The 25125-nt window shown below is 64.3% G+C and carries 25 protein-coding genes, 1 other RNA gene and 2 pseudogenes; 16 read left to right on the forward strand and 12 right to left on the reverse strand.

Annotated elements, in window-relative coordinates:
* From EKL94_RS18565 to EKL94_RS18575, 3 genes and pseudogenes are all read left to right on the forward strand, one after another.
* Positions 1-643: pseudogene (locus EKL94_RS18565) on the forward strand (IS3-like element ISStma14 family transposase); the annotation flags it as partial.
* Between the two features lie 206 nt (positions 644-849).
* Positions 850-1800 (forward strand): glycine-rich domain-containing protein, encoded by a 951-nt coding sequence (locus EKL94_RS18570; RefSeq protein ID WP_126930167.1) that lies wholly within the window; start codon positions 850-852, stop codon positions 1798-1800.
* The gene (locus EKL94_RS18575) at positions 1797-1991 is read left to right on the forward strand and encodes a hypothetical protein (RefSeq protein WP_126930168.1); all 195 of its coding nucleotides are present in this window, start codon (positions 1797-1799) and stop codon (positions 1989-1991) included. Before EKL94_RS18570 ends, EKL94_RS18575 begins: the two co-directional genes overlap by 4 nt.
* On the opposite strand, the gene EKL94_RS18580 is transcribed toward EKL94_RS18575, so the two are convergent.
* The 5 genes from EKL94_RS18580 to EKL94_RS18600 form a co-directional block, all read right to left on the reverse strand.
* Positions 1981-3066 carry an acyltransferase family protein gene (locus EKL94_RS18580; protein WP_185830053.1) on the reverse strand — a complete coding sequence of 362 codons (1086 nt, stop codon included), beginning with the start codon at positions 3064-3066 and terminating at the stop codon, positions 1981-1983. The two genes, EKL94_RS18575 and EKL94_RS18580, sit on opposite strands and share 11 nt — an antisense overlap.
* 62 nt (positions 3067-3128) lie before the next feature.
* Positions 3129-3791: an SOS response-associated peptidase gene (locus EKL94_RS18585; protein WP_126930170.1), complete on the reverse strand. Its 663-nt coding sequence runs from the start codon at positions 3789-3791 to the stop codon at positions 3129-3131.
* 151 nt (positions 3792-3942) lie between these two features.
* Positions 3943-4398, reverse strand: coding sequence for a hypothetical protein (locus tag EKL94_RS18590; protein WP_126930171.1), 456 nt, complete (start codon positions 4396-4398; stop codon positions 3943-3945).
* A gap of 30 nt (positions 4399-4428) precedes the next feature.
* Positions 4429-4773 carry an STAS-like domain-containing protein gene (locus EKL94_RS22845; RefSeq protein WP_126930184.1) on the reverse strand — a complete coding sequence of 115 codons (345 nt, stop codon included), beginning with the start codon at positions 4771-4773 and terminating at the stop codon, positions 4429-4431.
* Positions 4745-5872, reverse strand: a complete 1128-nt coding sequence (locus tag EKL94_RS18600; RefSeq protein WP_126930172.1) for an ATP-binding protein — start codon at positions 5870-5872, stop codon at positions 4745-4747. Before EKL94_RS18600 ends, EKL94_RS22845 begins: the two co-directional genes overlap by 29 nt.
* Before the next feature lie 85 nt (positions 5873-5957).
* Here EKL94_RS18600 and EKL94_RS18605 point away from each other — a divergent pair, with 85 nt between their 5' ends.
* Positions 5958-6464, forward strand: coding sequence for a hypothetical protein (locus EKL94_RS18605; RefSeq protein WP_126930173.1), 507 nt, complete (start codon positions 5958-5960; stop codon positions 6462-6464).
* A 3-nt stretch (positions 6465-6467) separates the two neighbouring features.
* Here the strand turns inward: EKL94_RS18605 and EKL94_RS18610 are convergent.
* Positions 6468-7726: pseudogene (locus EKL94_RS18610) on the reverse strand (tyrosine-type recombinase/integrase).
* A gap of 105 nt (positions 7727-7831) precedes the next feature.
* Positions 7832-8224: a transfer-messenger RNA gene (ssrA, locus tag EKL94_RS18615) on the reverse strand.
* A gap of 510 nt (positions 8225-8734) precedes the next feature.
* Between ssrA and EKL94_RS18625 the strand changes: the two genes are divergently transcribed.
* Complete coding sequence (locus EKL94_RS18625; protein ID WP_126930174.1) at positions 8735-9166, forward strand: GNAT family N-acetyltransferase; 432 nt, start codon at positions 8735-8737, stop codon at positions 9164-9166.
* Between the two features lie 141 nt (positions 9167-9307).
* Positions 9308-9880 carry a hypothetical protein gene (locus EKL94_RS18630; RefSeq protein WP_126930175.1) on the forward strand — a complete coding sequence of 191 codons (573 nt, stop codon included), beginning with the start codon at positions 9308-9310 and terminating at the stop codon, positions 9878-9880.
* 138 nt (positions 9881-10018) lie between these two features.
* Here the strand turns inward: EKL94_RS18630 and smpB are convergent, their stop codons facing one another.
* Positions 10019-10522 (reverse strand): SsrA-binding protein SmpB, encoded by a 504-nt coding sequence (smpB, locus tag EKL94_RS18635; protein ID WP_010484447.1) that lies wholly within the window; start codon positions 10520-10522, stop codon positions 10019-10021.
* A 57-nt stretch (positions 10523-10579) separates the two neighbouring features.
* Between smpB and EKL94_RS18640 the strand changes: the two genes are divergently transcribed.
* Together EKL94_RS18640 and EKL94_RS18645 are read left to right on the forward strand one after the other, a co-directional pair.
* Complete coding sequence (locus tag EKL94_RS18640) at positions 10580-11005, forward strand: type II toxin-antitoxin system RatA family toxin (RefSeq protein ID WP_010484449.1); 426 nt, start codon at positions 10580-10582, stop codon at positions 11003-11005.
* 3 nt (positions 11006-11008) lie between these two features.
* Positions 11009-11266, forward strand: a complete 258-nt coding sequence (locus EKL94_RS18645) for an RnfH family protein (RefSeq protein WP_126930176.1) — start codon at positions 11009-11011, stop codon at positions 11264-11266.
* Between the two features lie 36 nt (positions 11267-11302).
* Here EKL94_RS18645 and EKL94_RS18650 read toward each other — a convergent pair whose 3' ends face one another.
* Positions 11303-11695, reverse strand: a complete 393-nt coding sequence (locus tag EKL94_RS18650) for an outer membrane protein assembly factor BamE (RefSeq protein WP_010484453.1) — start codon at positions 11693-11695, stop codon at positions 11303-11305.
* A gap of 103 nt (positions 11696-11798) precedes the next feature.
* Here EKL94_RS18650 and fur point away from each other — a divergent pair, with 103 nt between their 5' ends.
* The gene (fur, locus tag EKL94_RS18655; RefSeq protein WP_005409235.1) at positions 11799-12206 is read left to right on the forward strand and encodes a ferric iron uptake transcriptional regulator; all 408 of its coding nucleotides are present in this window, start codon (positions 11799-11801) and stop codon (positions 12204-12206) included.
* A gap of 58 nt (positions 12207-12264) precedes the next feature.
* Here the strand turns inward: fur and EKL94_RS18660 are convergent, their stop codons facing one another.
* Positions 12265-13509, reverse strand: coding sequence for an SGNH/GDSL hydrolase family protein (locus EKL94_RS18660; protein WP_126930177.1), 1245 nt, complete (start codon positions 13507-13509; stop codon positions 12265-12267).
* A 97-nt stretch (positions 13510-13606) separates the two neighbouring features.
* Here EKL94_RS18660 and EKL94_RS18665 point away from each other — a divergent pair, with 97 nt between their 5' ends.
* Positions 13607-14524 carry a LysR family transcriptional regulator gene (locus EKL94_RS18665; protein ID WP_126930178.1) on the forward strand — a complete coding sequence of 306 codons (918 nt, stop codon included), beginning with the start codon at positions 13607-13609 and terminating at the stop codon, positions 14522-14524.
* A gap of 121 nt (positions 14525-14645) precedes the next feature.
* Here EKL94_RS18665 and recN read toward each other — a convergent pair whose 3' ends face one another.
* The gene (recN, locus tag EKL94_RS18670; protein ID WP_125432140.1) at positions 14646-16307 is read right to left on the reverse strand and encodes a DNA repair protein RecN; all 1662 of its coding nucleotides are present in this window, start codon (positions 16305-16307) and stop codon (positions 14646-14648) included.
* Positions 16308-16422: 115 nt separating this feature from the next.
* Here recN and hrcA point away from each other — a divergent pair, with 115 nt between their 5' ends.
* The 5 genes from hrcA to EKL94_RS18695 all read left to right on the forward strand — a co-directional run bounded on the left by hrcA (position 16423) and on the right by EKL94_RS18695 (position 22413).
* Positions 16423-17487, forward strand: coding sequence for a heat-inducible transcriptional repressor HrcA (hrcA, locus tag EKL94_RS18675; RefSeq protein WP_008266321.1), 1065 nt, complete (start codon positions 16423-16425; stop codon positions 17485-17487).
* A gap of 63 nt (positions 17488-17550) precedes the next feature.
* Positions 17551-18066 (forward strand): nucleotide exchange factor GrpE, encoded by a 516-nt coding sequence (gene grpE, locus EKL94_RS18680; RefSeq protein ID WP_126930179.1) that lies wholly within the window; start codon positions 17551-17553, stop codon positions 18064-18066.
* 182 nt (positions 18067-18248) lie between these two features.
* A complete protein-coding gene (dnaK, locus tag EKL94_RS18685; RefSeq protein ID WP_126930180.1) occupies positions 18249-20171 on the forward strand; it encodes a molecular chaperone DnaK in 1923 nt (640 codons plus the stop codon).
* 154 nt (positions 20172-20325) lie between these two features.
* Positions 20326-21453: a molecular chaperone DnaJ gene (dnaJ, locus tag EKL94_RS18690; RefSeq protein ID WP_126930181.1), complete on the forward strand. Its 1128-nt coding sequence runs from the start codon at positions 20326-20328 to the stop codon at positions 21451-21453.
* Positions 21454-21531: 78 nt separating this feature from the next.
* On the forward strand, positions 21532-22413 hold the full coding sequence (locus EKL94_RS18695; RefSeq protein WP_260473463.1) for a hypothetical protein: 882 nt from the start codon (positions 21532-21534) through the stop codon (positions 22411-22413).
* A gap of 2 nt (positions 22414-22415) precedes the next feature.
* Here the strand turns inward: EKL94_RS18695 and EKL94_RS18700 are convergent, their stop codons facing one another.
* Positions 22416-23213: an AraC family transcriptional regulator gene (locus tag EKL94_RS18700; RefSeq protein WP_126930182.1), complete on the reverse strand. Its 798-nt coding sequence runs from the start codon at positions 23211-23213 to the stop codon at positions 22416-22418.
* A 72-nt stretch (positions 23214-23285) separates the two neighbouring features.
* Here EKL94_RS18700 and EKL94_RS18705 point away from each other — a divergent pair, with 72 nt between their 5' ends.
* Positions 23286-24485: an MFS transporter gene (locus tag EKL94_RS18705; RefSeq protein ID WP_126930183.1), complete on the forward strand. Its 1200-nt coding sequence runs from the start codon at positions 23286-23288 to the stop codon at positions 24483-24485.
* Positions 24486-25125: the final 640 nt, after the last annotated feature.

A 25125-nucleotide genomic window follows, 5' to 3' on the forward strand; every position in this document is an offset into this window, starting at 1 on the left:
CCTGAGTCTGAACCGGGTGGCGCGCCTGATGGCAGCTGACGGCTTGCAGGGCTGGCCACGACCGAAGCGCCGAGGCCAGCAAGGCAGGCCTGCGTTGACTCTGCCAGGCGTGCGTAACCGGCTGGAGCGGGACTTCAGCGCATTGGAGCCGGAGACCAAGTGGGTCACGGATATCACCGAGATCAAAACCCAGCAGAGCAAGCTGTATCTGTGCATCGTTCTGGATCTGTTTGATCAGCGAGTGGTGGGCTGGTCGATGCACCACCGCCAGGACCGTCAGATGGTGATTCGTGCGGTGCAGATGGCAGTCTGGCAGCGTCAAGAAAGTTACGAGGTGATCCTGCATTCGGATCGTGGCACCCAGTTCCGCAGCGGCGACTATCAGCGTTATCTAGCGGCCAACAGCCTGGTCTGCTCGATGAGCGCGGTGGGGCACTGCGGGGACAACGCTGCGTGCGAAGGCTTCTTTGGCCTGCTCAAACGCGAGCGGATCTATCGAACGAGCTACCCGACACTGGATGCAGCACGAGCGGATGTGTTTGACTACATCGAGCGACGCCACAATCCAAGGATGCGGCGAAGGGTCGCCAGGCAGGATCAGAAGGTTGCAGCTCTTTTAGAACCGTCCGTGATTTCGGGGTAGAACCCGAATCTGGATCGCGCAAAAGGCGGGCGTGAGCAGTCCGCTTATGGCCGATCCCCGACGCTGGGTCCCCAAGGCGGCGGGCGTCGGGATCCTAACGATCACGACATCGCCGGAAACACCATTCGGCTTCAAGAATCAGGGCTTCTATGGCTTCGGCGTAGGGGTCATGGCGCACATGATGTAGTCAACCAGGAGAATAATGTATGCCTGAGGTCAACTTCTTCGACCACTTCGAATTGCCATGGGCGAAGAACGGAGTAGCCGAGCAGATCACCGACAGCCAGTGGCAAGCAGGTTGGAGCTTCATTGGTGCCACGCCGCCTTCGGTCGAGCAGTTCAACAAGCTGCAGCAGATGTCGGATCAGAAGTCGGCTTGGCTCTTTCTGCAGCTCAAAGCCCTGGCGGAAGGCGCTGGGTTGGTGCTTGCTCCGGATGAACATGATTCCTTGATGCGCGCAATCAAGGCCGTCGCAACTGGCCGGCTCCTTCGCACGTGCGTTTTTACTAGGGTGGGCTCAACGCAGTACGTGTCGATTGATGGCGGGGCGGTGTTGACTCAAGGCGCATCCGTCTTTAACGCTTTGGCGGAAACCGGCTTTGTTGAGGTGGAAGTTCAGGGGGCAGGAGGCGGAGGAGGTGGAGTGGCAGCGACGTCGTCCACCACTGTAACCGTGAGCGGGAGTGGAGGGGCTGGTTCATACGCGGTGTCGCGGTTTGATGCCAACTTTAGCGGCGTTACGATTGTTGTCGGGGCAGTTGGTGCTGGAGGGGCCGCGGGGCAAACAGCTGGCTCAAATGGAGGCACGTCCAGCTTCGGTAGCCTCGTATCGGCCCCGGGCGGCGTCGCCGGTCAGTCCGCAGCAGTTGCCGTGCCGCCCGTATCGCGAGGTGGTAGCACACCTGCAGCGCCGCCCTCCGGCCAGAACCTTTTTTCCACTGTCGGTGCTTCGGGATCGGGGAGTGTTACTACTTCGACTGCCACAGGCATCTCAATTGCTGGGGCTTCTTCCAAATTTGGGCAAGGCGGGATCAATGGAGCGCCCGCGAATGGGCCCGGAGCAGGGGGCGGAGGATACGCTCAAACGTCGAATCAGCCCGCTCTTCCGGGCGGAGCTGGCGGCGCGGGCATCGTTGTCGTTAGGGAGTACGCATGATGCGAACTTACGTCAGAATTTGGAACGGTCGTGTTGTGGAGCTTTTCGAGACGGACTTGGATATCACCAAGCTGTTCCATCCAGACTTGGTTTGGAAGGACGTAACTGAGATGGAGCCGTTGCCCTTGGAGGGCTGGCTGGTCGTCGGCGACACATTTGCTCCCGACCCTGAGCTGCCTATCAGCGACTGATTGGGAGCGGTTCTAGCGGCGCTTTAGGATTGCCCTTCGCCCGCTGGAACCGATTCTCGATGTGCTTGTAGGACAGGCTGGACAAGGTGGCGATCAGCAGGACGGCTGTAGCCATAGCCACGGCCACGTTCGCAGGAGTGGCGTCTGCCATTCCCACCCGCGTCAAGATTTCACGAACAATCAGGATTGAAGGCAAATGGCAGAGGTAGATGGAGTAGGAGCGTTCTCCAATCCATCTTACCGGCGCACTCATCCTGCCTGAGTAGAGGTTTCCTCCCAAGGAAGATAGAAGGCACAGCGCGCCGCCGATGGAGATGGCAGGGATGACGAACGGCTGGGGAAGATTCGCCGGCGCAGCAAGCGCTAGGGTCAAGCCAGCAACGAGCATGCCCCTTCCCAGGGCTTTGGATGGCGCCCAGTTCGAAGTTTCGGTGAGCATGGCAATCAGCGCCCCGAGCATGAAGCCCATCGGGCGGAAAGCCCATGGAATGGACCATGACGGTGCGGGGAAACTGGCCATGACAAGCGCAATTGCCAAGAGCACAAGGACTGCTTTTCGCTTGCCGATCGCAAGCATCGCGATAGAAAGGGCCGCGTAGAACTGCCATTCCGCCGACAGCGACCACGTGACCCCGTTGAAATCAGCGTTGCCGCAAGCGACATAGTCCGGCACACAGAGGACGTAATAGAGGTTTGACCAGCCGGTCAGGCCTGCGAAGCCGCTTTTGATGATCGGCCAAGGATCAGGGTTTGGTGCAGTGGTGAGCACGAACGCTAAGCCGATGGAGATTAGGACCCATGCTGCGCAGGCGGGGTACAACCTGCGGAATCGCCTGGCCGCAAATCCCTGCAGGGCTGATCCCTTCGTCGCTTCGACTCGCAGGTCCCGAGAGAAGGCGCGGTAGATCAAATAGCCCGAGATAGCGAAGAAGATGTCGACGCCACCCCAAAAGGCGACGTGCGTGAACATGGCCTTGTACCAATCGGGTGTTGGCAGGCGGTTGTTGTAGTGCTGGAGCACCACGAAAATGATGGCAAGCCCCCGTAGGACTTGAATGTCTTCGTTCTTCTTCACAGGGACCGCCTCCATGGCGGGAATTCTCCCATGGATCCGCCTGATGTGTGGGATGACACGCCTCACGCTACCGGCTGCAGCAGGTCCTCGTGGTTGTTCCGCGGCGCGTTCACCGCGCGGCTGACCCGGTAGGCCTCCATTGCCGGCGGCTCGCTGGCCAGCAGCATTGCCATGGCATCGTCCGGACTGGCTGCCATCCACTCATCGATCTGGCCGGCCTGCAGCCACACCGGCATGCGGTCGTGGATATCGGCCGACACGCCGCTGCTGTCGCCGGTGGTGATGGTGAAGGTTCCCAGGTTGCCGTCGGGCAGCAGGGGGCTGGAGTCCTCCCACAGGCCGGCTGCCATCAGTGGCTCGGCCGCGTGGATGAACCACGGGTCCTTCTTCTCATCGATAGGGCTCACCGACCACTCGTAGTAGCCAGCCATGGGGATCACGCACCGGCGCTTCTTGAATGCCGACCGGAAGGCGGGCTTGGTGGCCACGGTCTCGATGCGCGCATTGATGGTTGATCCCTGCAGGCCCTTGGCCTTGGCCCAGAACGGCAGCAGGCCCCACGCCAACCGGGTGACCTGCCGGCCTTCGCCCCGGTCCAGGATCACCGACGCCCGCTGCGTCGGCGCCAGGTTGTAGCTGGGCTGGACCTCGGCCAGGCCGGCAAGGTCAGCCAGCCCCGGCTGACCGAAGTCGATCACGGGGAGCTGGACGAATCGGCCGCACATGGCTGGAGGGTAGCCCCGCCGCGCGTGCCCGGGGCGTGTAGGGAAAGGCCGACCCGCCAGGGCGCGGTTGCCCGATGGTGTCAGCCGGGTAGATGGGGCACCTGACCTTGCCGGATCCGGGGCCGTAGGCAGCTCGGCTCGCGGGCGGGAATTAGGATTTTGGGTGGAATAGATGGCTAATTGCAGCGCATTTATTTCTAATCTGCTGGGGAATTTCAGCCGAAGCCACTCTCGTGGGTGACTCAAAGTCACCTCCCGTCACGAGTTCATATAGTTCATCTCCCAAGGTTTGCGCCTCGGCTATTTTCTTGCCTGTAACGCCGAATCCTTTCAGGTTATCAATGCGGCTGGCTAGAGTCTCAAAATGCCCTTTAATTTTTGTTTCGGCGGCGATATCGTTTCCAGAATTTTGCCAGTAATCTACTGAGTCCTTTATTATGTCTTCAATGCAGGGGTCGATTAGCTCTAGTCTTGCATCAAGTCGGACTCCCTTTCGGTTGGCTGAGTTGGCCAGCTTTGCCGAAAAATAGCCAAGCAATGCGCCTGCAGCTCCGCCAGCAGCACCTCCGATCACTCCGATTGCCAGTGCTCCGAGTTCTTCGGCCATACATCCTATCTCCCTCTAGGATTTCTATTGTTACTTCTTCTCGGGCTTTGCGCGACTAATGTATTCAGTGATTCTGGGGGGGTAGCGCTTCGCTCGCTCTGAAGTTGCGATCAGAGACAAGTGATCCGCAAGGTAGCTTTTCGAAAAGCCGCAGTATCGGACTAATCCGCCGAACGCTTCCTCCAGGAATGAGGATCCGTAGCCAACTGTATTGTCTAGGATGATTTGGACCTTCTCATATTCTCGTAGGGCTGGAACTAGGATCCTTTCCCTAAATATCTCTCCGCTATAATCTCCGTCGCTAAGAAAACGGCCTGCAGGAACCTTGGAGAAATCCCTGCTAATGTCAATTGTCTTCATTTCTTTCTTGACCATAGTCTTCAATTACCCACTCGATGAAGGTGCCGTCGAAGGGGACTGGAACCGCAAACGATGCTTCTTCTTCATCGTTGTTGTTGCGGCTGTATGTATACCCGGCCCGGTTAGTTATTACGCGGAGTCGACCGCGCGAGTTGTGTGATTCAACATAGCCCTTGATGTTCTCGCGCAGCCCTTTTCCTCGATGTTCTTCACCAGTCTGAGACTTATATTCACCACCCTTCGTGAATGCTGCGAGAACGATTTCGGCGTCATCGTTCAGCATTTCAAGGGGGACGACCTGACGAATCCTTTCCCACACCTTACTTCGAGGAAGAGTCTTAGCTATCCCGACCCCATGGTCGACGACCAACACGGTCATGCTATGCCGCTCTTCGTTCACCGAAGCTGAAATCCACCAACGCTTCGGTCCAAACTCTCCCTTGCCTGAAGAATAAGCATGCTGTGCAACGTTCGTCATTGCCTCGACGAGCCCTTCATAGAGAGCGCCGGGATCAGCAACACTTGGGCCGAGCGCCTCAATTTCTTCCTGAAGCTTGAACGCTGGAGCCCCAGGGTTGCGGGTTCCTGTCAAAAATGGAACGTAGCGATCCTCTCCTGCAACAAAGGGGTCGTCAGGTGGGCTTCGTGTGTTCAGGACCTTAAAGAAGCCCATCTCCTTGAGCCGCCTCCTGACACTCGGTTCCCAGTCTGACACCGATTCCGCCCGGAGCCACTGCGATTTGGTCAACTCTCGCCAGCGATCGCATTCAGCGACCAAAAGTAGAGCGGCGGCAGGTGAGATGTCCTTCACGCCTTTCATTTCGATGTGGAAGTTCCCACGACGGGAGGTCGCAAAGCGCAGATTCTTCAGGAACTTGATGGTCTCAGCGTAGTTGCCTTCCAGATCCAGCACCTCAGGAGGGGTTAGCTCGTGACGCCGAATGGTCTTGCCAGCACTAGTGACGTGGAGCTTTACAGGCGCGACAGCCTTTAGGCGTGCTCGACGTTTCAGACGCGAGGACGTCTTTCTTGGGCACATCTCCATCCTTGCCAATCTCTTACGCTCGCGAAACTTTGCTACGCGCCGCTGCTTCCATGTTGCGGTCTTCTTCATCACTTCCCCCTCTATGGACCGCAGATGATAGGCGAAACACGGCTTGGTCGCAGCTTGTGAGACCGCCCGCCGTATCCTTCCGGCCATGCTTCCCTCGCACGGCTACCAAGGTTTCCGCACCGCCCCGATGCCCGCTGGCTGGGTCCAGGTGGGGGAAAGCTGGGTGTTGTGGTGGAGCGGTCGGCAGATCGCCAACGTCAGATGCGGCAAGGATGGCGCGGTGCGTGTGCGTCTGGATGCCCGGAAGATGTGGCAGACGAAGGATGTTCCGGCGGCCAGCATCGCCCAGGGCAAGCGCTACGCCGAGCGGTGGTGTGCGGTCAGGCTCTACCCCGAGATACGCCTGCGCGCGGCTGTGGCTCGACTGCTGGATGTCACGCCGTCCGCGCCGCTTGACCCGCTGCCCGGCCTGCCACCGACACCTGAGCAGCAGCAACAGGCCCGACGCCTGGCCGAGGCAACTGCCGCCGCTACCGCGCGGGTCAAGGAAGCACTGGAGCCGCCCAAGCCGCCGGCAGCCAAGCCTCGGCCGAAGGACGCCCGAAAGGCGTGGGTGAGGGCAGGGCTGCAGCAGATGCGCCGTGGCGTATAGGCGTCAGGCAACCCGCAGCTGCACCAAATTCCCATCGCGCAACCGGTCCAGGTAGTCCGCCCACTCCTGCATCATCCGAACCCGTTCATCGAGGTGGGTCGTGCGGTTGTAGGCACGGCCGTTCAGATCCTTCACTTCATGGGCCAGTTGGTGCTCGATGATGTCGGGACGGAACTTCAGGACTTCGTCCAGGATTGTGCGCGCAGTCGCGCGGAAGCCGTGCCCAGTCACCGTTCCGGATTCAAATCCCATCCTTCGCAGAGCTGCAGTCACGGCGTTTTCCGACATCGGGCGTGCTTTGGAGCGGGCCGAAGGGAACACGTATTTCCCACGTCCGGTGAGCGGCTTGATTTCCTCCAGGACCGCGAGAGCCTGATCCGATAGCGGAACAATGTGCGGCCGGCGCATCTTCATGCGTCCTTTGGGATCGTCCATGTGCGCTCGTCGAGATCGAATTCCGCCCACTCGGCCTGCCGCAGCTCACCGGGGCGCAGAAACAGCATGGGAGCGAGGCGGAGGGCCATGCGAACCGTAAGCGTGCCGGAGTAGCCATACATGGCGCGCAGCAGTGGTGCCAGCTCGACGGGCTCGGTGACGGCCGCGTAGTGATTCTCCGGTGCAGGGGTCAATGCGCCGCGCAGGTCGGCAACAGGGTCGCGCTTGGCCCTGCCCGTGGCGATGGAGTACCGCATCACCTGGCTGCAATTCTGCATGATCCTATGCGCCGATTCGATCGCGCCGCGCGCCTCGACTCGCCGGGCGACGGACAGAAAGTCGGTTGCCTCCAGCTCGGCCGCCGGTCGGCTCCCAAGCCATGGGAACACGTCATTGTTGAACCACGCTTCGACCTTGATGCGGTACTTCGGCACCCAATCGCGCTTGGCCAGCCATTCCCGCGCGATGACCTCAAACGTGTTGGCGCCCAGCTCCGCCCGAGCCACGGCTGCCGCCTTCTTGTGCTCGGCCGGGTCTACTCCGCGTGCCAGCAGCTGCCGCGCGTCGTCTCGCCGCTGCTGGGCGAGAGCCAGGGGCACGTCCGGATAGACGCCCAGGGCGAGCCGCTTCTCCTTTCCGTCGAAGCGGTACTTCAGCCGCCACCAGCGGCTGTCCTTGGGGGAGATCTCCAGGTATAGGCCGCCGCCATCGAAGATCTTCTGGGTGCGGTCCGTTGCTTTGGCCTTGCGAATGGCCAGATCGGTCAGTGGGGGCATGTGTCTTTCAGGTCCGGGCGGATGCCCCAAAATATGCCCCCACCGTCTCACGGCCTGCAACGAACTGGCACGAACTAGGCCGGAAAGTAAAAAAGCCCGGAAACCCTTGTGCTGCTGGGGTTTCCGGGCTTCTCCGGTCCTTGACGGACCGTTCGTTGGTGGAGGTGGGCGGAATTGAACCGCCGTCCGAAGGCACTCCATCCCCAGCACTACATGCTTAGCTCACCGTTGAATCTCATCCCCGAGCAGCACGGTGTGCAAAGCGCACCCGGGAACCAGCCTGTTGTGTTCTAGTGCCGGACTGACAGGCAGCCGCCCAGCGCGATTCCATGATAATGACTCTACGCTGCGAGCATGGACACAAGCAGTTTCGAGGCTCCGCCTAAGTCGGCAGAAGGTCACGCACCGCAGTTTTTAGGCTGCGAGAGCGACCGGAGCGTAGTTGTCGTCGTTGGCAACTAGAGTTTTGCAGCTGGATTTACGAGGAAAGCTACCCCCTCGGCATGCGCCAGGCGACTTCACAACCCCCGTCGAAACCAATGCACCCCCGGTTTCTTCAAGCATTGCAAGGCTTTGGGGTCGATGCCGGCAAAAAAGCTGACACTGACCCTGCCCAACGAGACGGATGTTACGGCAATCTTCCTGAACAGTCACGCGGGTGACCGTCCGGCCCCCTGTTGTTTGGCACGTTGCCATCCCTCGGGAGGCCGTGCTCGAATTTCCGGACACTACTCCACTGGGGTCTCATGGCCATTTCCATCAGCCCCGGCAACGGGGGGCAGTATCGGTTCGAGCACGAGGTGCGCGGTGGCGTGCTGCCGGCTGAATCGTCCTGGTACATCCAGCCACATGCAGACCGTGCGGCGAAGGCCCTCGCGGCAGCGTTCCCGGCAACAGGTCCTGCACCAGGGCTGCAGGCCGATCCGTTGTTGAAGGCAGCGGCATCGGTCTGTGCTCAAGACAGGCCGCAATAGCGCCGAAGGTTGAAGCGGGCCGGCGTAGGGGCGGGCAGGCTTGATAGCATCCAGATTCCTGAAGTGGAACCAGTGGAAGGACGCCATGACGCTTGACGTTGCAGTAACAGATGAACCCAGCGACGAAGCGCTGGAGGTGATTGGCACTGGCTTGGATCAGTTCAATCTTGACGCTGCCGGTTACGCCGATCGGCGCACGCTGGCGGTGCTGGTCACCGATCCGGCTAGTGGCGAGGTGGTAGGGGGCCTTACCGGGCGAACCTCACTGGGCCTGTGGTTTGTGGATCTGTTCCATCTGCCAGCGGCCTACCGCGGCAACGGGCTGGGGTCGCGTGTGCTGAAGGCCGCAGAGGATGAAGCGCGGCGCCGCGGTTGCCGTTCCGGCGTGCTGTACACCCTCAGCTTCCAGGCGCCTGATTTCTATGTGAAGCATGGATGGGCCGTGTTCGGCCGGGTGCCATGCGATCCGGCCGGTACATGCAGGGTGTTCCTCAGCAAGGATCTGTCGACGGGCTGAGTGCTGCCGCCGTCCCGCGCATCCTGTCAATCCGCAACTTGTTGTACAGCCTCTGTCATAGCGGATTGCTAACTTCGTGGGCACGAATTTGCGACACACTGGTGACGACCATCCAGGCCAGGACAGACACGGAGACGGTGGGTGACCGATGCAAGCCAACAACGCAGCCTGCGGCAGCTGATCGGGCCGGTCGGTGCCGATTACCAGCGGCGCGCGTTGCCGCCGGGCTGGGTCTGGGCGGTGCTGGCGGTGCTGCTTGCGGCGACCTGGGTGACTGAGTTGCCGGCCACGGCCGCGGCGGCACTGGTCGCCAGCGCGGTGGTGGTGCACTGGTCGCAGCGCGGTCGCATCCATTGGCTGGGTTGGCGCCTGCCGGGCCTGGCAGTGCTGGCGGCCCTGCTGTGGGGGCCGGAAGTGCTGTCGCAGTGGTTCGAGCACGGGCTGGCCGTGGTGCTGATGTCGCTGGCCAGTCTCAGTATTGGCGTGCACGTGTGGCAGTCGCGACAGATGGCGCGCCAGCTGCAGGGCGCGGCCGATGCGCTGGACGACGCCCAGCTGCTGGCGTTGCTGCCGGCTGATGCCGCGAACCTGGCCCAACAGTGGCGCTCGGGCGATGACCGTTACGCACCGGAGCTGGCGGTGGTGATGCACCTGGCGGTGATGCACGCAGCGCTGGCGCCGCGCATGCGCAGGCAAGGCATGCTGGCGGGTTGAGCCGCCTTTTGTAGCGTCGAGCCATGCTCGACTTCGGCGCTCTGCAAACACCTTGAAGCAGTCGAGCATGGCTCGACTCTACAAACACCTTGAAGCAGTCGAGCGTAGCTCGACTCTACAGGGTGATGCGCAACCGCCTTACGCGTCGCGGTTGCCGCGACGCATCACACGCTGCTTCTCGATCGCCCAGTCGCGGTCCTTGGCGGCATCGCGCTTGTCGTGGGTCTGCTTGCCCTTGGCCAGCGCGACTTCGAGCTTGATCTTGTTCTTGCTCCAGTACATCGCGGTGGGCACGATCGTGTAGCCATCGCGCTCGACCTTGCCCACCAGCTTGTCGATCTCGCTCCGGTGCAGCAGCAGCTTGCGATCACGCCGGTCGTTGGCCACGACATGGGTCGAGGCCTGGATCAACGGGGTGATCTGCGCGCCGATCAGGAAGATCTCACCATCCTTCACGTAGGCGTAGGCGTCGACGATGTTGCCGCGGCCAGCACGGATCGATTTCACCTCCCAGCCCTGCAGGGCCAGGCCGGCTTCGAAGCGGTCTTCGATGTGGTACTCGTGGCGGGCACGCTTGTTCAACGCGATGGTTTTGTTGGCCGTCGCGCTCTTTGCTTTATCCTTGCCGCTGTTCTTGCTCATTTCCGTATTGTCTCCGATTCGGGCCCGCCCGGTCGATTGCCGAAACGTCCTGTATTCATGCCTACTATCCGCCGCAGCGCCCTGGTCGAACATTCGGCCGCGCGCATGTTCGACCTGGTCAATGATGTCCAGGCCTATCCGCGCCGTTTCCGCTGGTGTTCGGCTGCCCAGATCCTGGAGCAGGGCGAGGACCGACTGGTGGCGCGCCTGGACCTGGGCCTGGGCTCGTTCAGCACCTGGTTCCAGACTGAAAACACCCTGCAGCGCCCGCACAGCATCGATATGCAGCTGCGCGATGGCCCGTTCAAGCAGCTGCACGGCCGCTGGGAGTTCCATGCGCTGGCCGAAGATGCCTGCAAGGTCACCCTGACCCTGGACTTCGAGCCCAGTTCGCGCCTGCTCGGTCCGGCGCTGGCGTTGGGCTTCCAGAGCCTGGCCGACCGCATGGTGAACGACTTCATCCGCGTTGCCGACGAGGCCTGAGCAATGATCGAGGTCGAGGTGGTGCTGGCCTGGCCGCAGCAGGTGCTCTCGCGCCGGTTGCAGCTGGACGAGGGCGCGACCGTGGCCGAGGCCATTGCCGCTGCTGCACTGGAAGGCAGTGCCGACTGCCCCGCGGCGGCCGTGCATGGGGTACTGGCGCGCCCGCAGCAGGTACTGCTGGATGGCGACCGCATCGAGCTGCTACGCCCGTTGCAGGCCGACCCCAAGGACAACCGCCGGCGTCGCGCGCTCGGCGGTTGATTCCTGTCGCCCGTCCGCGAGGACGGGCAGGGGGCGTCAGCGACCCTTCTTCTTCTTGTCCTTCGGCAGATTGCGGCCGAACTGGCGCACGGTCTGCTGGGCCAGGGCCTTGTCGTTACCCGGGAAGTAATCGCCTTCCCAGCGGGTCACGTTGTCATTGTCGAAGAACACGGTGAAGTTCTTCACCTCGGTCCGGCCCAGGCGGTTCACGCGCTGGCTGGAGGTGTAGTCCCAGCGCTGGGCGTGGAACGGGTCCGGAATGGACGGGGTGCCCAGCAGCGCAGTGACCTGCTGCTTGCTCTGCCCGACCTGCAGCTTGGCCACGGCATCTTCCCGGATCAGGTTGCCCTGATAGATGGGTTGCTTGTAGATGATGCCGCACCCGGTGGTGGACAGGGCGACGGCGGCGACCAACAGGAGATTGCGCATCGGGACTGGCGGTTGGGGAAATCAAACCGATGATACACTCCCGGCGTGCCACCGCGACCCAATCCGAGGCAGCTGGCGCTAAATCGCCAATGAACGGAGACCTATGGAAACCCACGACCTGCGAAAAGTCGGCCTGAAGGTGACCCATCCACGGATGCGGATCCTGGCGCTGCTTGAACAGCGCAATGCCCAGCACCACATGACCGCCGAAGACATCTACCGCCAGCTGCTCGAGCATGGCGACGAGATCGGCCTGGCGACGGTCTACCGGGTGCTGACCCAGTTCGAGGCCGCCGGCCTCGTGCTCAAGCACAATTTCGAAGGCGGCCAGGCCGTCTACGAGCTGGACCGTGGCGGCCACCACGACCACATGGTCGACGTGGACAGCGGCAAGATCATCGAGTTCGAGAGCCACGAGATCGAGGAGCTGCAGCGCAAGATCGCTGCCGACCACGGCTACGAGCTGGAAGAGCACTCGCTGGTGCTGTACGTGCGCAAGAAGCGCAAGTAAGCCGTTCCGGCCAGCTGGATGCGACGAAACCCCGGGCTTGCCCGGGGTTTTTCGTTGCTTACGGTAGATCCACGCCATGCCTGGATGGCCCCATCAGCACCTTCGGATCCACCGCCTCGGCCATCGCCCGGTTGCCCGCATCGCCCGGGTGCAGGTGATCGCTGGAGTCGTAGGCGACAGCCATCCGTGACGGATCGGCCGGGTCGCGCAGCGCCGCGTCCAGGTCGATCAGCGCATCGAACGGGCTGTCGCTGCGCAGCCAGGCATTGAGCTGTTGGCGCAGTGCTTCCTTCTCCGGCTGGTAGTAGTCGTCCAGCGGCGTGCCGGGCAGGGCACCGGCAAACGGTGTCAGGGTGGCGCCTACGATCCGAACACCTCGGCCTCGGGCCTGCTCGGCCAGGGCGCGATACCCCGCCTGCAGTTCGGCCAGCGTGGGCCGGGCCTGGTTGCGGGCGAACGCGGTGCCGGGCCAGCTGATGTCGTTGATGCCGATCAGCACGACCACACTGGCCACGCCGGGCTGATCCAGCACGTCACGCTGGAAGCGGGCCAGGGCGGATTCGCCCATGCCATCGCGCAGCAGCCGCCCCCCGGAAATACCAGCGTTGATCACGGCAACGCCCCGCGGTGCCAGATGCGCGGCCAGTTGGTCGGTCCAGCGCTGGTCCTGGTCGAGGCTGGCGGTGGCGCCGTCGGTGATCGAGTCGCCGAGCACCACCACGCTGCGTGCGCTGGCGGCGGCCTCGACCTCGATGCCGGCCAGGAACAGGCGGGCAGTGGTGCTGCTGGCCCCGCTCAGAGCCTGGGCCTGGCTCTGGTCGCCGGGCGCAATCCAACTGGTCTGCCGACCCTCCCAATGGAACGTCTGCACCGGCGTCGGCCCTGGCACGAAGACGCTGACCTGCAGCGCCTGGTGGTCATCCGTGGCCAGTGGCAGCGGGTCGCTCAGCCGTTCCTGGCCGGGGCCGATCAGTACCCCGGACTGGCCGCCGAAACTGAGCGGCTGCGGGGTGTCCCCCGCCCGGGCGGCCACGCTCGCCGCCCCGATCCGCAGCGGCTGGGTGCCGTAGGCATTGCTCAACCGCACCCGCAGCCGAGGCGCGCCCAGGCTGATACGTGCCGTCTGGCGGAAGGTCTGGTCCTGCAGTGCGGCCGGGACCAGGGTCGGGAACAGGAACTCCCCGCTCCAGACCGGTTGCGGGCTGGCCTGCCAGCTGGCAACCCAGTGCGGGGCAGATGAGGCGCCGCCGGCCCCGGACAAGGTGAGCAGGGCGGTGGCGGTGAGCAGGCGCAAGCGGTTCATCGGGCGGTCCTCGGTGAAGGGAGCGCCATGGTGATTCCGCACTCATCTGTGAACTAGACTGCGCATGGACAATCATCTGTGAACTGGATTCATCGCCATGGCGCGACCCGACATCAACCGATCCGGCGAACTGGAAGTGTTCGTGCGGGTGATCGAGACCGGTGGTTTCTCCGCCGCCGCCCGCACGCTGGACATGACGCCGTCGGCGGTGAGCAAGCTGGTGGCCCGGCTGGAGCAACGGTTGGGTACGCGCCTGCTGCAGCGCTCCACCCGCCAGTTGCAGCTGACCCCGGAGGGCTGCGCGTTCTACGAGCGCGGCCTGCGCGTGCTGGCCGACCTGGAGGAGGCCGAGCGCTGCGCCAGCGCCCATGCCGAGCCGCGCGGACGCCTGCGGGTCAATTCCAACGTGCCGTTCGGCCAGCATTTCCTGTTGCCGCTGCTGCCGGCGTTCCTGGAGCGCAACCCGCAGGTGGGCGTGGACCTGACCCTCAACGACGAGGTGATCGACCTGCTGGAGCAACGTACCGATGTGGCAGTACGCGCCGGTCCACTGAAGAGCTCCAGCCTGGTGGCGCGGCGGCTGGGCGCGACGCGGATGATGATCGTGGCCGCGCCGGACTACGTGCAGCGGCATGGACTGCCGAGCAACGCTGAGGAGCTGCAGTCACACAATCGGCTGGATATCGGCCATGCACGTGCGATGCAGGGCTGGCCGCTGCTGCAGGACGGACGCGAGCGGATGGTGTTGCCCAGTGGCAACGCCCGCGCCAGCAACGGCAACGCGCTGCGGCAGCTGGTGCTGGGCGGGTTGGGCATGGCGCGGCTGGCGACCTACCAGGTGCAGGAGGACATCGCCGCCGGGCGCCTGCTGCCGGTGCTGGAGGAGGCCAATCCCGGTGACCTGGAAGAGGTGCACGCGGTGTTCCTGGGGCAGGGTGGCTATCTGCCGCTGCGGGTGCGCGCGTTTCTTGATTTCCTGGTGGAGAACGTCGATCTGACGCAGCCACGGGGGTAGTGCCGGCCGCTGGCCGGCAACCTCACGATCTTCGCCCACCCGCATCGGGGTGCCGGCCAGCGACCGGCACTACCGCGTGCGTTGTAGATCCACGCCATGCGTGGATAACCGCGAACAGGCGTTACACCTGCAGCAGCTTGCGGGCGGCGGCGCGCGCTTCCTTGCTCACTTCCACGCCGCCGAGCATGCGCGCCAGCTCTTCCTCGCGCGCCTTGCTGTCCAGCTTTTCCACCGCGCTCTGGGTCATGCCTTCCACCGGGGCCTTGCTGACCCGGTAATGGGCATGGCCCTTGGAGGCGACCTGCGGCAGGTGGGTCACGCACAGCACCTGGCGCTTCTCGCCGAGGGCGCGCAGCTTCTGGCCGACGATGTCAGCCACTGCGCCGCCGATGCCGGAGTCGACCTCGTCGAACACCATGGTCGGCACCGCATCCAGGTCCAGCGCGGCCACTTCGATGGCCAGCGAAATGCGCGACAGTTCACCGCCCGAGGCCACCTTGCGCAGGGCGCGCGGCGGTTGGCCGGCGTTGGCCGCCACCAGGAACTCCACACGCTCGGCACCCTGTGGGTCCGGCTTGCCGGCGTCCTGTGGTTCCAGTTCGATCAGGAACTGGCCGCCGCCCATGCCCAGCTCGGCGATGATGCCGGTGGTGGTGGCCGACAGTTCGGCAGCAGCGCTGCGACGGCTGGCGGTCAGCACTTCGGCCTGTGCGCGCCAGGCGGCGGCGGCCTTGTCGATCTCGCCGGCCAGGCGCTGCAGGCGTTCGTCGGCGCCGCGCAGCTGCTCCACTTCGGCGTGCATGCGCTCGCGCTGCGCGCCCAGCTCGTCCATCGGCACGCGGTGCTTGCGGGCCAGGTCGTGCAGGCGGCCGAGGCGGCGCTCGTTCTCCTCGAACTGTTCCGGGTCGGCGTCGAGGTCGTCGTGCACGCGGTCCAACAGCGACAGGGCTTCGTGCAACTGGATCGAGGCATTCTCGATCAGGCCGTCCACCTCGCCCAGGCGCGGGTCGTGTTCGATCAGGCGCGACAGCTCGTGGCGCACCTGCTGCAGCAGGTCCAGCGCGGAGCTGCCGTCATCGCCGTTGAGCTGGTTGCTGGCCGCCTGGCAGGCGCTCAGCAGGGCGCTGGCATGGGCCTGGCGACGGTGGCTGGCACCGAGTGCCACGATCGACTCCGGCTCAAGGTCTTCACGGTCCAGCTCGCGCAGCTGGTGTTCCAGGAAGCCGATCCGGTCACTCACGTCGCCCTGTTGCGACAGCGCCAGCGATTCATCGACCAGCGCCTGCCAGGCGGCAGCGGCGCGGCGCACCTGGCGGCGTTCGTTCTCGTTGCCGGCATAGGCGTCCAGCAGGGCCAGCTGCGACGGGCGCGTCAGCAGGGCCTGCTGTTCGTGCTGGCCGTGGATCTCCACCAGCAACGAGGCCAGGTCGCCCAGCTGGGCCAGGGTCACCGGGCGGCCATTGATCCACGCCCGCGAACCGCCGTCGGCACGGATCACGCGGCGCAGCTGGCATTGTTCTTCGTCGTCCAGTTCGTTGTCGGCCAGCCACTGGCGCGCGGCCTGCAGCTGGTCCAGCGCGAACTCGGCCGAAAGCTCGGCGCGCGCGGCGCCGTGGCGGACCACGCCGCTGTCGGCGCGCAGGCCGGACAGGAAGCCCAGCGCGTCGACCATCAGCGACTTGCCGGCGCCGGTCTCGCCTGAAACCACGGTCATGCCTGGCCCGAACTCCAGTTCGGTGGCGCGGACGACGGCAAAATCCTTGATCGAAAGATGTCTGAGCATGGGTAAGGGGGTATCAGCAGCCGCGCAACGCTAGCACGCGGGCGAGGGAGGTCCAATGACTTGCCAAGGTGATGCGCCGCCATTATCTAGTGTCCGTGTCTCACAGGTTGATTCCATGCACGGTTCTCCCGACCAGCTTGCCCCACGTGCGCGCCATCTGCTGCGCACGCTGATTGCGCGTTACATCCAGGACGGTGAGCCGGTCGGCTCGCAGACGCTGGCGCGCGTGGCCGGCCTGGAGGTCAGTCCGGCCACCATCCGCAACATCCTCGGCGACCTGGAAGACCTGGGGCTGCTGGCGTCACCGCACACCTCGGCCGGGCGCATCCCGACCGCGCATGGCTACCGGGTGTTCGTCGACAGCCTGCTGCAGATGCAGCCGCCGGGCGAGGGCGAGCTGGCCCGGTTGCGCCAGGAACTGGCCGGCGGCGGCAGCACCCAGGCCCTGCTCGGCAGTGCCTCGGAGCTGCTGTCGGCGATGAGCCACTTCGTCGGCGTGGTCAGCGCGCCGCGACGCGAGCAGTTCGCCTTCCGCCAGATCGATTTCGTGGCGCTGGACGGGCGCCGGGTGCTGGCGATCCTGGTGTTTGCCGACAACGAGGTGCAGAACCGGGTCATCGAGACCCGCCAGGAGTTCGCGCCGGGCCAGCTGGAGCAGGTCGCCAACTACCTCAATGCCCATTTCGCTGGCCTGCCGATGGCCGAGATCCGCACCCGCCTGCTGCTGGAGCTGCGCGACGCCCGTTCCGAGCTGGAGCAGCTGCTGGCGCACAGCATCGAGCTGGCCGAGCAGGCGCTGCAACCGGCGGCCGACGACATGCTGGTGGCCGGCCAGACCCGTCTGATGGGGGTGCAGGACCTGTCCGACCTGGAGCGCCTGCGCGAGCTGTTCGAGCTCTTCTCCAGCAAGCGCGAGATCCTGCAGCTGCTGGAGCGGACCATCCAGGCGCCGGGCGTGCGCATCTTCATCGGCGAGGAGACCGGGATGATGCCGCTGCAGGGCGTCTCGCTGGTCACCGCCCCGTACACCGCCAATGGCCAGGTGCTGGGCGTGCTGGGCGTGATCGGTCCCAAGCGGATGGCCTACGACCGCATGATCCCGCTGGTCCAGGCCACCGCCGATGTGCTCGGCGCGGCCTTTTCGCCGGCCGGGCGCACTCCCGGAACATCCGACGCTTGAAACGCAGCATCCCGCCCACACTAGGGTGGGTGGAGGCGGAGATTGACCGCCAGGGACCCAGACATGAACCACGAACATCCAGATATCGAATCCCAGCAGAGTGCCGCCGATGCGGCCGCCGCCGCCGGCGTCAACGACGAAGTGGAGCGCCTGCGCGCTGAAGTTGAACAGGTCAAGGCCGATGCGCTGCGTGAGCGCGCCGACCTGGAGAACCAGCGCAAGCGTGTTGCCCGCGACATCGAGCAGGCCCGCAAGTTCGCCAACGAGAAGCTGCTCGGCGAGCTGCTGCCGGTATTCGACAGCCTGGATGCCGGCCTGAAGGCCGCCGGCGACGACGCCCATCCGCTGCGCGAAGGCCTGGAGCTGACCTACAAGCAGCTGCTGAAGGTTGCCGGTGACAATGGCCTGGTCCTGCTGGACCCGACCGGCCAGCCGTTCAACCCGGAACACCACCAGGCCATCAGCCAGGTGCCGGCCCCGGGCGCCGCCCCCGGCAGCGTGGTGACCGTGTTCCAGAAGGGCTACCTGCTCAACGAGCGCCTGCTGCGGCCGGCGCTGGTGGTCGTGGCCGCCGACTGATCGGCCGGGCCGGGTGATGCCCGGTCCCGGTAGTGCCAGGCCATGCCTGGCAAGGTTTTCCAGGCGCTGAACACAGCGTTCGGGAGATGGCTTGAATGTTCCACGAGCCTCCCCCACATCGTATTCATCCACCGGCCGAGCGGCCGGACTGACCCCAACAAGCATCCTCAGGAGTCTCCCCCATGGGCAAGATCATTGGTATCGACCTCGGCACCACCAACTCGTGCGTGGCGATCATGGACGGCGGCAAGGCCCGCGTCATCGAGAATTCGGAAGGCGATCGCACCACCCCGTCGATCGTCGCCTACACCAAGGACGGCGAAGTCCTGGTCGGCGCCTCGGCCAAGCGCCAGGCCGTCACCAACCCGAAGAACACCTTCTACGCGGTGAAGCGCCTGATCGGCCGCAAGTTCACCGACGCCGAAGTGCAGAAGGACATCGCCCACGTCCCGTACGGCATCCTGGCCCATGACAATGGCGACGCCTGGGTGTCCACCAGCGATGCCAAGAAGATGGCGCCGCAGGAAATTTCGGCCAAGGTGCTGGAAAAGATGAAGAAGACCGCCGAGGACTTCCTCGGTGAGAAGGTCACCGAAGCGGTCATCACCGTGCCGGCTTACTTCAATGACAGCCAGCGCCAGGCGACCAAGGACGCCGGCCGCATCGCCGGCCTGGACGTCAAGCGCATCATCAACGAGCCGACCGCGGCTGCGCTGGCCTATGGCCTGGACAAGGGCGACAACAAGGATCGCAAGATCGTGGTGTACGACCTGGGCGGCGGCACCTTCGACGTCTCGGTGATCGAGATCGCCAACGTTGACGGCGAGAAGCAGTTCGAAGTGCTGGCCACCAACGGTGACACCTTCCTGGGCGGCGAAGACTTCGACAACCGCGTCATCGAGTACCTGGTTGAAGAGTTCAACAAGGACCAGGGCATCGACCTGCGCAAGGATCCGCTGGCCCTGCAGCGCCTGAAGGATGCTGCCGAGCGCGCCAAGATCGAGCTGTCCAGCGCCCAGCAGACCGAAGTGAACCTGCCGTACGTCACCGCTGACGCGTCGGGTCCGAAGCACCTGAACATCAAGCTGACCCGCGCCAAGCTGGAATCGCTGGTCGATGAGCTGATCAAGAAGTCGATCGAGCCGTGCCGCGTCGCCCTGAACGATGCCGGCCTGCGTTCGAGCGACATCAGTGAAGTGATCCTGGTCGGTGGCCAGACCCGCATGCCGAAGGTGCAGCAGGCGGTGACCGAGTTCTTCGGCAAGGAACCGCGCAAGGACGTCAACCCGGACGAAGCCGTGGCACTGGGTGCTGCGATCCAGGGCGGCGTGCTGGGCGGCGACGTGAAGGACGTGCTGCTGCTGGACGTGACCCCGCTGTCGCTGGGCATCGAGACCATGGGTGGCGTGTTCACCAAGATCATCGAGAAGAACACCACGATCCCGACCAAGGCCTCGCAGGTGTTCTCCACTGCCGAGGACAACCAGTCGGCCGTGACCGTGCACGTGCTGCAGGGTGAGCGCGAACAGGCCCGCTTCAACAAGTCGCTGGCCAAGTTCGACCTGTCCGGCATCGAGCCGGCCCCGCGTGGCCTGCCGCAGGTGGAAGTGTCCTTCGACATCGACGCCAACGGCATCCTGCACGTGTCGGCCAAGGACAAGAAGACCAACAAGGAACAGAAGGTCGAGATCAAGGCCGGTTCGGGCCTGTCCGAGGAAGAGATCGCGCGCATGGTCGCCGACGCGGAAGCCAACCGCGAAGAAGACAAGAAGTTCCAGGAACTGGTGCAGGCCCGCAACCAGGCCGACGCCCTGATCCACGGCACCCGCAGCGCGATCACCGAGCACGGCAGCAAGGTCGGTGGCGATGTCATCGGCAAGGTCGAGGCGGCGCTGGCCGACCTGGAAACCGCGATGAAGGGTGACGACAAGGCACAGATCGAAGCCAAGTCGAAGGCACTGGAAGAAGCTGGCCAGTCGCTGTTCGCCGCTGCTTCGGCCGACCAGGGCGGTGCCCCGGGTGCCGACGCCGGCAATGCCGGCAAGGCGCAGGACGACGTGGTCGACGCCGAGTTCACCGAAGTCAAGGACGACAAGAAGTCCTGATCCGGACCGACACGGGACGCTGGCCATCAGCGTCCCGTTGTCGCATCAGGGTCCTGACCGCCCACCGGCGTGTCGGGGCGCCCGACGCAAGAGCGGACCTGGTTCCGCTCTTCCGCTTTGACGAATCCCGACTTTCCGGAACCAGATCCACGATATGAGCAAGCGCGATTACTACGAAGTGCTGGGCGTTGCCCGCACCGCCACCGACGAAGAGCTGAAGAAGGCCTACCGTCGCTGCGCGATGAAGTTCCACCCGGACCGCAACCCGGGTGATGCGGCGGCCGAAGCCTCCTTCAAGGAGTGCAAGGAAGCCTACGAAGTGCTGTCCGACGGCAACAAGCGCCGCATGTACGACAGCCACGGCCACGCCGCGTTCGAACACGGCATGGGCGGTGGTGGCGGTCCGGGCGGCCCGGACATGAACGATATCTTCGGCGATATCTTCGGCAACATCTTTGGCGGTGGCGGCGGTGGTCCGCGCCAGGCCCGTCGCGGTGCCGACATCGGCTACGTGATGGAGCTGGATCTGGAAGAAGCCGTGCGCGGCGTCGAGCGCCGGATCGAGATCCCGACCCTGGCCGAGTGCGGCGACTGCGATGGCAGTGGCTCCGAAGACGGCAAGGTCGAGACCTGCAACGTGTGCCATGGCCGCGGCCAGGTGCGCATCCAGCGCGGCATCTTCGCCATGCAGCAGGCCTGCCACAACTGCGGCGGCCGTGGCCAGATCATCGCCAAGCCCTGCAAGACCTGCCACGGCAACGGCCGTGTCGAGGAAGACAAGGTGCTGTCGGTGAAGGTGCCGGCGGGCGTCGATACCGGTGACCGCATCCGCCTGCAGGGCGAGGGCGAGGCCGGTCCGGCCGGTACGCCGCCGGGCGACCTGTACGTGGAAGTGCGCGTGCGCGAGCACCACATCTTCCAGCGTGATGGCGACGACCTGCATTGCGAAGTGCCGATCCGCATCTCGCAGGCGGCACTGGGCGACACCGTACGCGTGGCCACCCTCGGTGGCGAAGCGGAAATCCGCATCCCGGCCGAGACCCAGACCGGCAAGCTGTTCCGCCTGCGTGGCAAGGGCGTACGTTCGGTGCGCAGCCGCAGCGAGGGCGACCTGTACTGCCGTGTGGTGGTGGAGACTCCGGTCAACCTCACCAACGAACAGCGCAAGCTGCTGGAGCAGTTCGAAGCCACCTTCGTCGGTGAGGAAGCGCGCAAGCATTCGCCGAAGTCGGCCACCTTCATGGATGGCGTGAAGGGCTTCTGGGACCGGATGACGTCCTGAGTTTTCAACGGAAGCGTTGAACGGTAGCGCCGGGCGATGCCCGGCGTTTTCGTGTCCGAGGGTCTTACAATGCGTGACATGATGCTGCACCTGCATTTCGAACCGCGCATGGCACCTCGCGCCATTCTGTGCGGGGCGTTGACTGCAGCCTTGTCCTTCATCGGCACGGTATCGGCCGATGAGTGCCGCCTGGACGCGCCCTTGTCCGGCCCGCAGGCCGCGCCGACATCAGCTCCGGGCACGCAATGGACCTACTCCGGGGGAGCGGGTTTCCCGGCGACGCCGATGCTGCTGAAGGCAGTCCAGAACGGTCAGCGTGAACTGGAGATCGCGGAGGGAACTCTGCGGCGTGAATGGATCGATACGTACGCCGACGTCAATCCGCTGCGCAAGGGCGACAAAGTGCTGCTGCGCTTCCCGCTCAAGGTGGGTGACCAGTGGCAGGACAAGTTCGAGGAGCCCGGAGAGTTCAACGCGCGTTCCGGCCGTTATCGTTACGACTACGAAGAACAGGGCCAGAGCCGGGTAACGGCCATCGAAACCGTGCGCACTGCACTGGGAGCAGTCAGCGCCTATCGCATCGAGCGTGAAGCGCGCTGGCGGAAGTCCAATGCGCGCGCAGTTGCCGGGGCGGACAGGCCCAATGCAGGTGGTGGCGTGGTCGAGGGCCTGGAGCGAAGCATCAGCTGGTACGCACCCGACGTTGGGCGGGTCGTACTGCGGCGTCGTGTCAGCGGCAATCCGGCGTTTGCCGCGTACTTCTCTGCAGAGGACGACACCGACAATCTGAGCATTACCGAGCTGGTCGGATTCCAGCAGCCCGGAGGTTGCCGGATCGAGGGTGTGCCGGTGCAGGCACGCGTGGCAGGACAGGTTTTCCCGTTGCACTATCCGCTGGTGGACAGTGATACATGGGAATTTCGTCTGATGCGCGATCCACATGTGCCCGCGGATCGTTAGCATCAACGAAAAAACGCCGCCGGTGTCTGTCCCAGCTGGCGCTTGAACATGCTGGTGAACGCGCTCGGGCTGTCGTAACCCATCGCCAGCGCGACATCGATGACCTTGTCGCCGACTGCCAACCGTTCCATCGCGGCCAGCAGCCGCGCCTGTTGCCGCCACTGCCCGAAAGTCATGCCCAGCTCGCTGGCGAAATGACGCTGGATGGTTTTCACGTCCACCTGCAGCGCCTGTGCCCAGTCCTGCAGGGTGGCGTCGTCGCCGGGATGCTTCTGGATGTGCTGGCAGATCCGCTGCAGGCGCGGGTCGGTGGGCGAGGGCAGGTGCAGCGGCAGCACGTCCATGCGGTGCAGTTCGTCCAGCAGCAGGCGCACCAGGCGGCCGTCGCGGCTGTCGTCCACATGCGCGGTCTCGATCAGGCTGGCGGCCAGCAGCAGCTCGCGCAGCAGCGGCGCCACCTGTACCGCGAACGCCTCGTCCGGCAGCTGCGGCGCGAAGTCCGGCTCCACGTACAGGCTGCGCATGTGTACTTCGGCGATGCAGTCCACTGCGTGCGCCATGCCGGCCGGCACCCAGATCGCGCGGGTCGAGGGCACCACCCAGTGGCCGCCGTCCGCACGTACCACCATCAGTCCGGACATGGCGAATACCAGTTGGTGACGGCGATGCCGGTGGGGCGCGATGTGGGTGCCAGGCTTGTAGTGGCGGGCGCGGCAGGTCACCGGGCGGTGCACCGGAACCTCGCTCCACGGCGCAGTCTCGCGGACCGGGCAGGGGGTGTCCTTTTTGCGATATGCCATGACCCGAACGCGGCAGAAGGGAGGGGGAGGTCACCGTAGCATGCGTGGCTCGCCCCCAACCTGACTGTGTCCATGTCGACCCTGGCTTCTCCCGCAACGACCTCACGCCCGGTGGCCCCCGGCGTGCTGGCCGCCATCTCCACCTCGCATGTCGTCAACGACATGATGCAGTCGCTGATCCTGGCCATCTATCCGGTGATCAAGGGCGGCTTCAATCTCAGCTTCACCCAGATCGGCCTGATCACGCTGACCTACCAGCTCACCGCCTCGATCTTCCAGCCGTTGATCGGCATGGCCACCGACCGCCGCCCGGCGCCGTACTCGCTCCCGATCGGCATGGCCTCGACCCTGTGCGGCATGCTGCTGCTCGGCTTCGCACCGAACTACGCGGTGGTGCTGATGGCGGCGGCGATGGTCGGCATTGGTTCGGCCATCTTCCATCCGGAAGCCTCGCGCATCGCGCGGCTGGCCTCGGGTGGTCGCCATGGCTTCGCGCAGTCGGTGTTCCAGGTCGGCGGCAACTTCGGTACCGCGCTGGGCCCGCTGATTGCCGCTGCGGTGATCGTGCCGTATGGCCAACACGCCGCATCGTGGTTTGCCGGCGCCGCCCTGATCGGCATCGCATTGCTGACCTATGTTGGCCGCTGGTATGCATTGCATCTGGGCGCGCCACGCCCGGCCAGCACCGCGTCGATGGCCCCGCGGCATCCGTCGCGCACCGTGGCCAAAGTGCTGGCGATCCTGCTGGTGCTGATCTTCAGCAAGTACTTCTACATGGCCAGCATCGGCAGTTACTTCACCTTCTACCTGATCCACCACTTCGGCATTCCGGTGGCGCAGGCGCAGCTGCATCTGTTCGCGTTCCTGGTGGCGTCCGCCGCCGGTGGCTTCCTCGGTGGGCCACTGGGAGACCGCATCGGCCGCAAGCCGATCATCTGGACCTCGATCCTGGGCGTGGCCCCGTTCGCCCTGATGCTGCCGCATGCGGATCTGTTCTGGACCACGGTGTTGGCGGTGCTGATCGGTTTCGTGCTGTCGTCGGCGTTCTCGGCGATCGTGGTGTACGCACAGGAAATGATGCCGCACCGCATCGGCATGGTGTCCGGCCTGTTCTTCGGCTTCGCCTTCGGCATGGGCGGACTCGGTGCTGCCGTGCTCGGCCTGCTGGCGGACAAGACCAGCATTGAGTACGTCTACCAGCTGACCGCGTTCCTGCCGTTGCTCGGCATCGTGGCGGCGTGGCTGCCGCCGTCGCGGCCTGCTGTTCACTGAGGGGTTTTTGGTTTGCAGGGCTTGCAGCCCTGCACCCGCAGAGGCAACGTCAACAGCAGAAGCGGACTATCCGTGGGTTGGCGGGGTGGGTCCGGTTGAGGGGGGCGCTGCAAGTACGTCCATGTAAGCTCGGTCGCCGCATCCATGCGGCTCACGCCCCCTCAACCGGACCCACCCCGCCTTCGACAGTTGGCCGCGATCTGTTGGAGCAGCACTCTGCTCTGGTGGTTGTCGACCTTGGTCGACACGGTAGATCCACGCCATGCGTGGATGAATTCATTCGATATCTGACAGATGTGTCGACCAAGGTTGACACCTACCAACAGCCGCGCGGAACAACAGCCGCAGTTACCAACAGCCGCGTGAACCTCTCGAAGGCGGGGCGGTGTCGGATTCGCACGCCCCCTCAACCGGACCCACCCCGCCTTCGACAGTTGGCCGCGATCTGTTGGAGCAGCACTCTGCTCTGGTGGTTGTCGACCTTGGTCGACACGGTAGATCCACGCCATGCGTGGATGAATTCATTCGATATCTGACAGATGTGTCGACCAAGGTCGACACCTACCAACAGCCGCGCGGAACAACAGCCGCAGTTACCAACAGCCGCGTGAACCTCTCGAAGGCGGGGCGGTGTCGGATT

The organism is Stenotrophomonas maltophilia (assembly GCF_003970865.1).
Classification (GTDB): Bacteria; Pseudomonadota; Gammaproteobacteria; order Xanthomonadales; family Xanthomonadaceae; genus Stenotrophomonas; species Stenotrophomonas maltophilia_AR.

Bases quoted from the DNA above. Each gene is read 5' to 3' on its own strand.
- EKL94_RS18570 (WP_126930167.1), top strand. From the start codon at position 850: ATGCCTGAGGTCAACTTCTTCGACCACTTCGAATTGCCATGGGCGAAG.
- EKL94_RS18575 (WP_126930168.1), top strand. From the start codon at position 1,797: ATGATGCGAACTTACGTCAGAATTTGGAACGGTCGTGTTGTGGAGCTT.
- EKL94_RS18585 (WP_126930170.1), bottom strand. From the start codon at position 3,791: ATGTGCGGCCGATTCGTCCAGCTCCCCGTGATCGACTTCGGTCAGCCG.
- EKL94_RS18590 (WP_126930171.1), bottom strand. From the start codon at position 4,398: ATGGCCGAAGAACTCGGAGCACTGGCAATCGGAGTGATCGGAGGTGCT.
- EKL94_RS22845 (WP_126930184.1), bottom strand. From the start codon at position 4,773: ATGGTCAAGAAAGAAATGAAGACAATTGACATTAGCAGGGATTTCTCC.
- EKL94_RS18600 (WP_126930172.1), bottom strand. From the start codon at position 5,872: ATGAAGAAGACCGCAACATGGAAGCAGCGGCGCGTAGCAAAGTTTCGC.
- EKL94_RS18605 (WP_126930173.1), top strand. From the start codon at position 5,958: ATGCTTCCCTCGCACGGCTACCAAGGTTTCCGCACCGCCCCGATGCCC.
- EKL94_RS18625 (WP_126930174.1), top strand. From the start codon at position 8,735: ATGACGCTTGACGTTGCAGTAACAGATGAACCCAGCGACGAAGCGCTG.
- smpB (WP_010484447.1), bottom strand. From the start codon at position 10,522: ATGAGCAAGAACAGCGGCAAGGATAAAGCAAAGAGCGCGACGGCCAAC.
- EKL94_RS18640 (WP_010484449.1), top strand. From the start codon at position 10,580: ATGCCTACTATCCGCCGCAGCGCCCTGGTCGAACATTCGGCCGCGCGC.
- EKL94_RS18645 (WP_126930176.1), top strand. From the start codon at position 11,009: ATGATCGAGGTCGAGGTGGTGCTGGCCTGGCCGCAGCAGGTGCTCTCG.
- EKL94_RS18650 (WP_010484453.1), bottom strand. From the start codon at position 11,695: ATGCGCAATCTCCTGTTGGTCGCCGCCGTCGCCCTGTCCACCACCGGG.
- fur (WP_005409235.1), top strand. From the start codon at position 11,799: ATGGAAACCCACGACCTGCGAAAAGTCGGCCTGAAGGTGACCCATCCA.
- EKL94_RS18660 (WP_126930177.1), bottom strand. From the start codon at position 13,509: ATGAACCGCTTGCGCCTGCTCACCGCCACCGCCCTGCTCACCTTGTCC.
- EKL94_RS18665 (WP_126930178.1), top strand. From the start codon at position 13,607: ATGGCGCGACCCGACATCAACCGATCCGGCGAACTGGAAGTGTTCGTG.
- recN (WP_125432140.1), bottom strand. From the start codon at position 16,307: ATGCTCAGACATCTTTCGATCAAGGATTTTGCCGTCGTCCGCGCCACC.
- hrcA (WP_008266321.1), top strand. From the start codon at position 16,423: ATGCACGGTTCTCCCGACCAGCTTGCCCCACGTGCGCGCCATCTGCTG.
- grpE (WP_126930179.1), top strand. From the start codon at position 17,551: ATGAACCACGAACATCCAGATATCGAATCCCAGCAGAGTGCCGCCGAT.
- dnaK (WP_126930180.1), top strand. From the start codon at position 18,249: ATGGGCAAGATCATTGGTATCGACCTCGGCACCACCAACTCGTGCGTG.
- dnaJ (WP_126930181.1), top strand. From the start codon at position 20,326: ATGAGCAAGCGCGATTACTACGAAGTGCTGGGCGTTGCCCGCACCGCC.
- EKL94_RS18695 (WP_260473463.1), top strand. From the start codon at position 21,532: ATGATGCTGCACCTGCATTTCGAACCGCGCATGGCACCTCGCGCCATT.
- EKL94_RS18700 (WP_126930182.1), bottom strand. From the start codon at position 23,213: ATGGCATATCGCAAAAAGGACACCCCCTGCCCGGTCCGCGAGACTGCG.
- EKL94_RS18705 (WP_126930183.1), top strand. From the start codon at position 23,286: ATGTCGACCCTGGCTTCTCCCGCAACGACCTCACGCCCGGTGGCCCCC.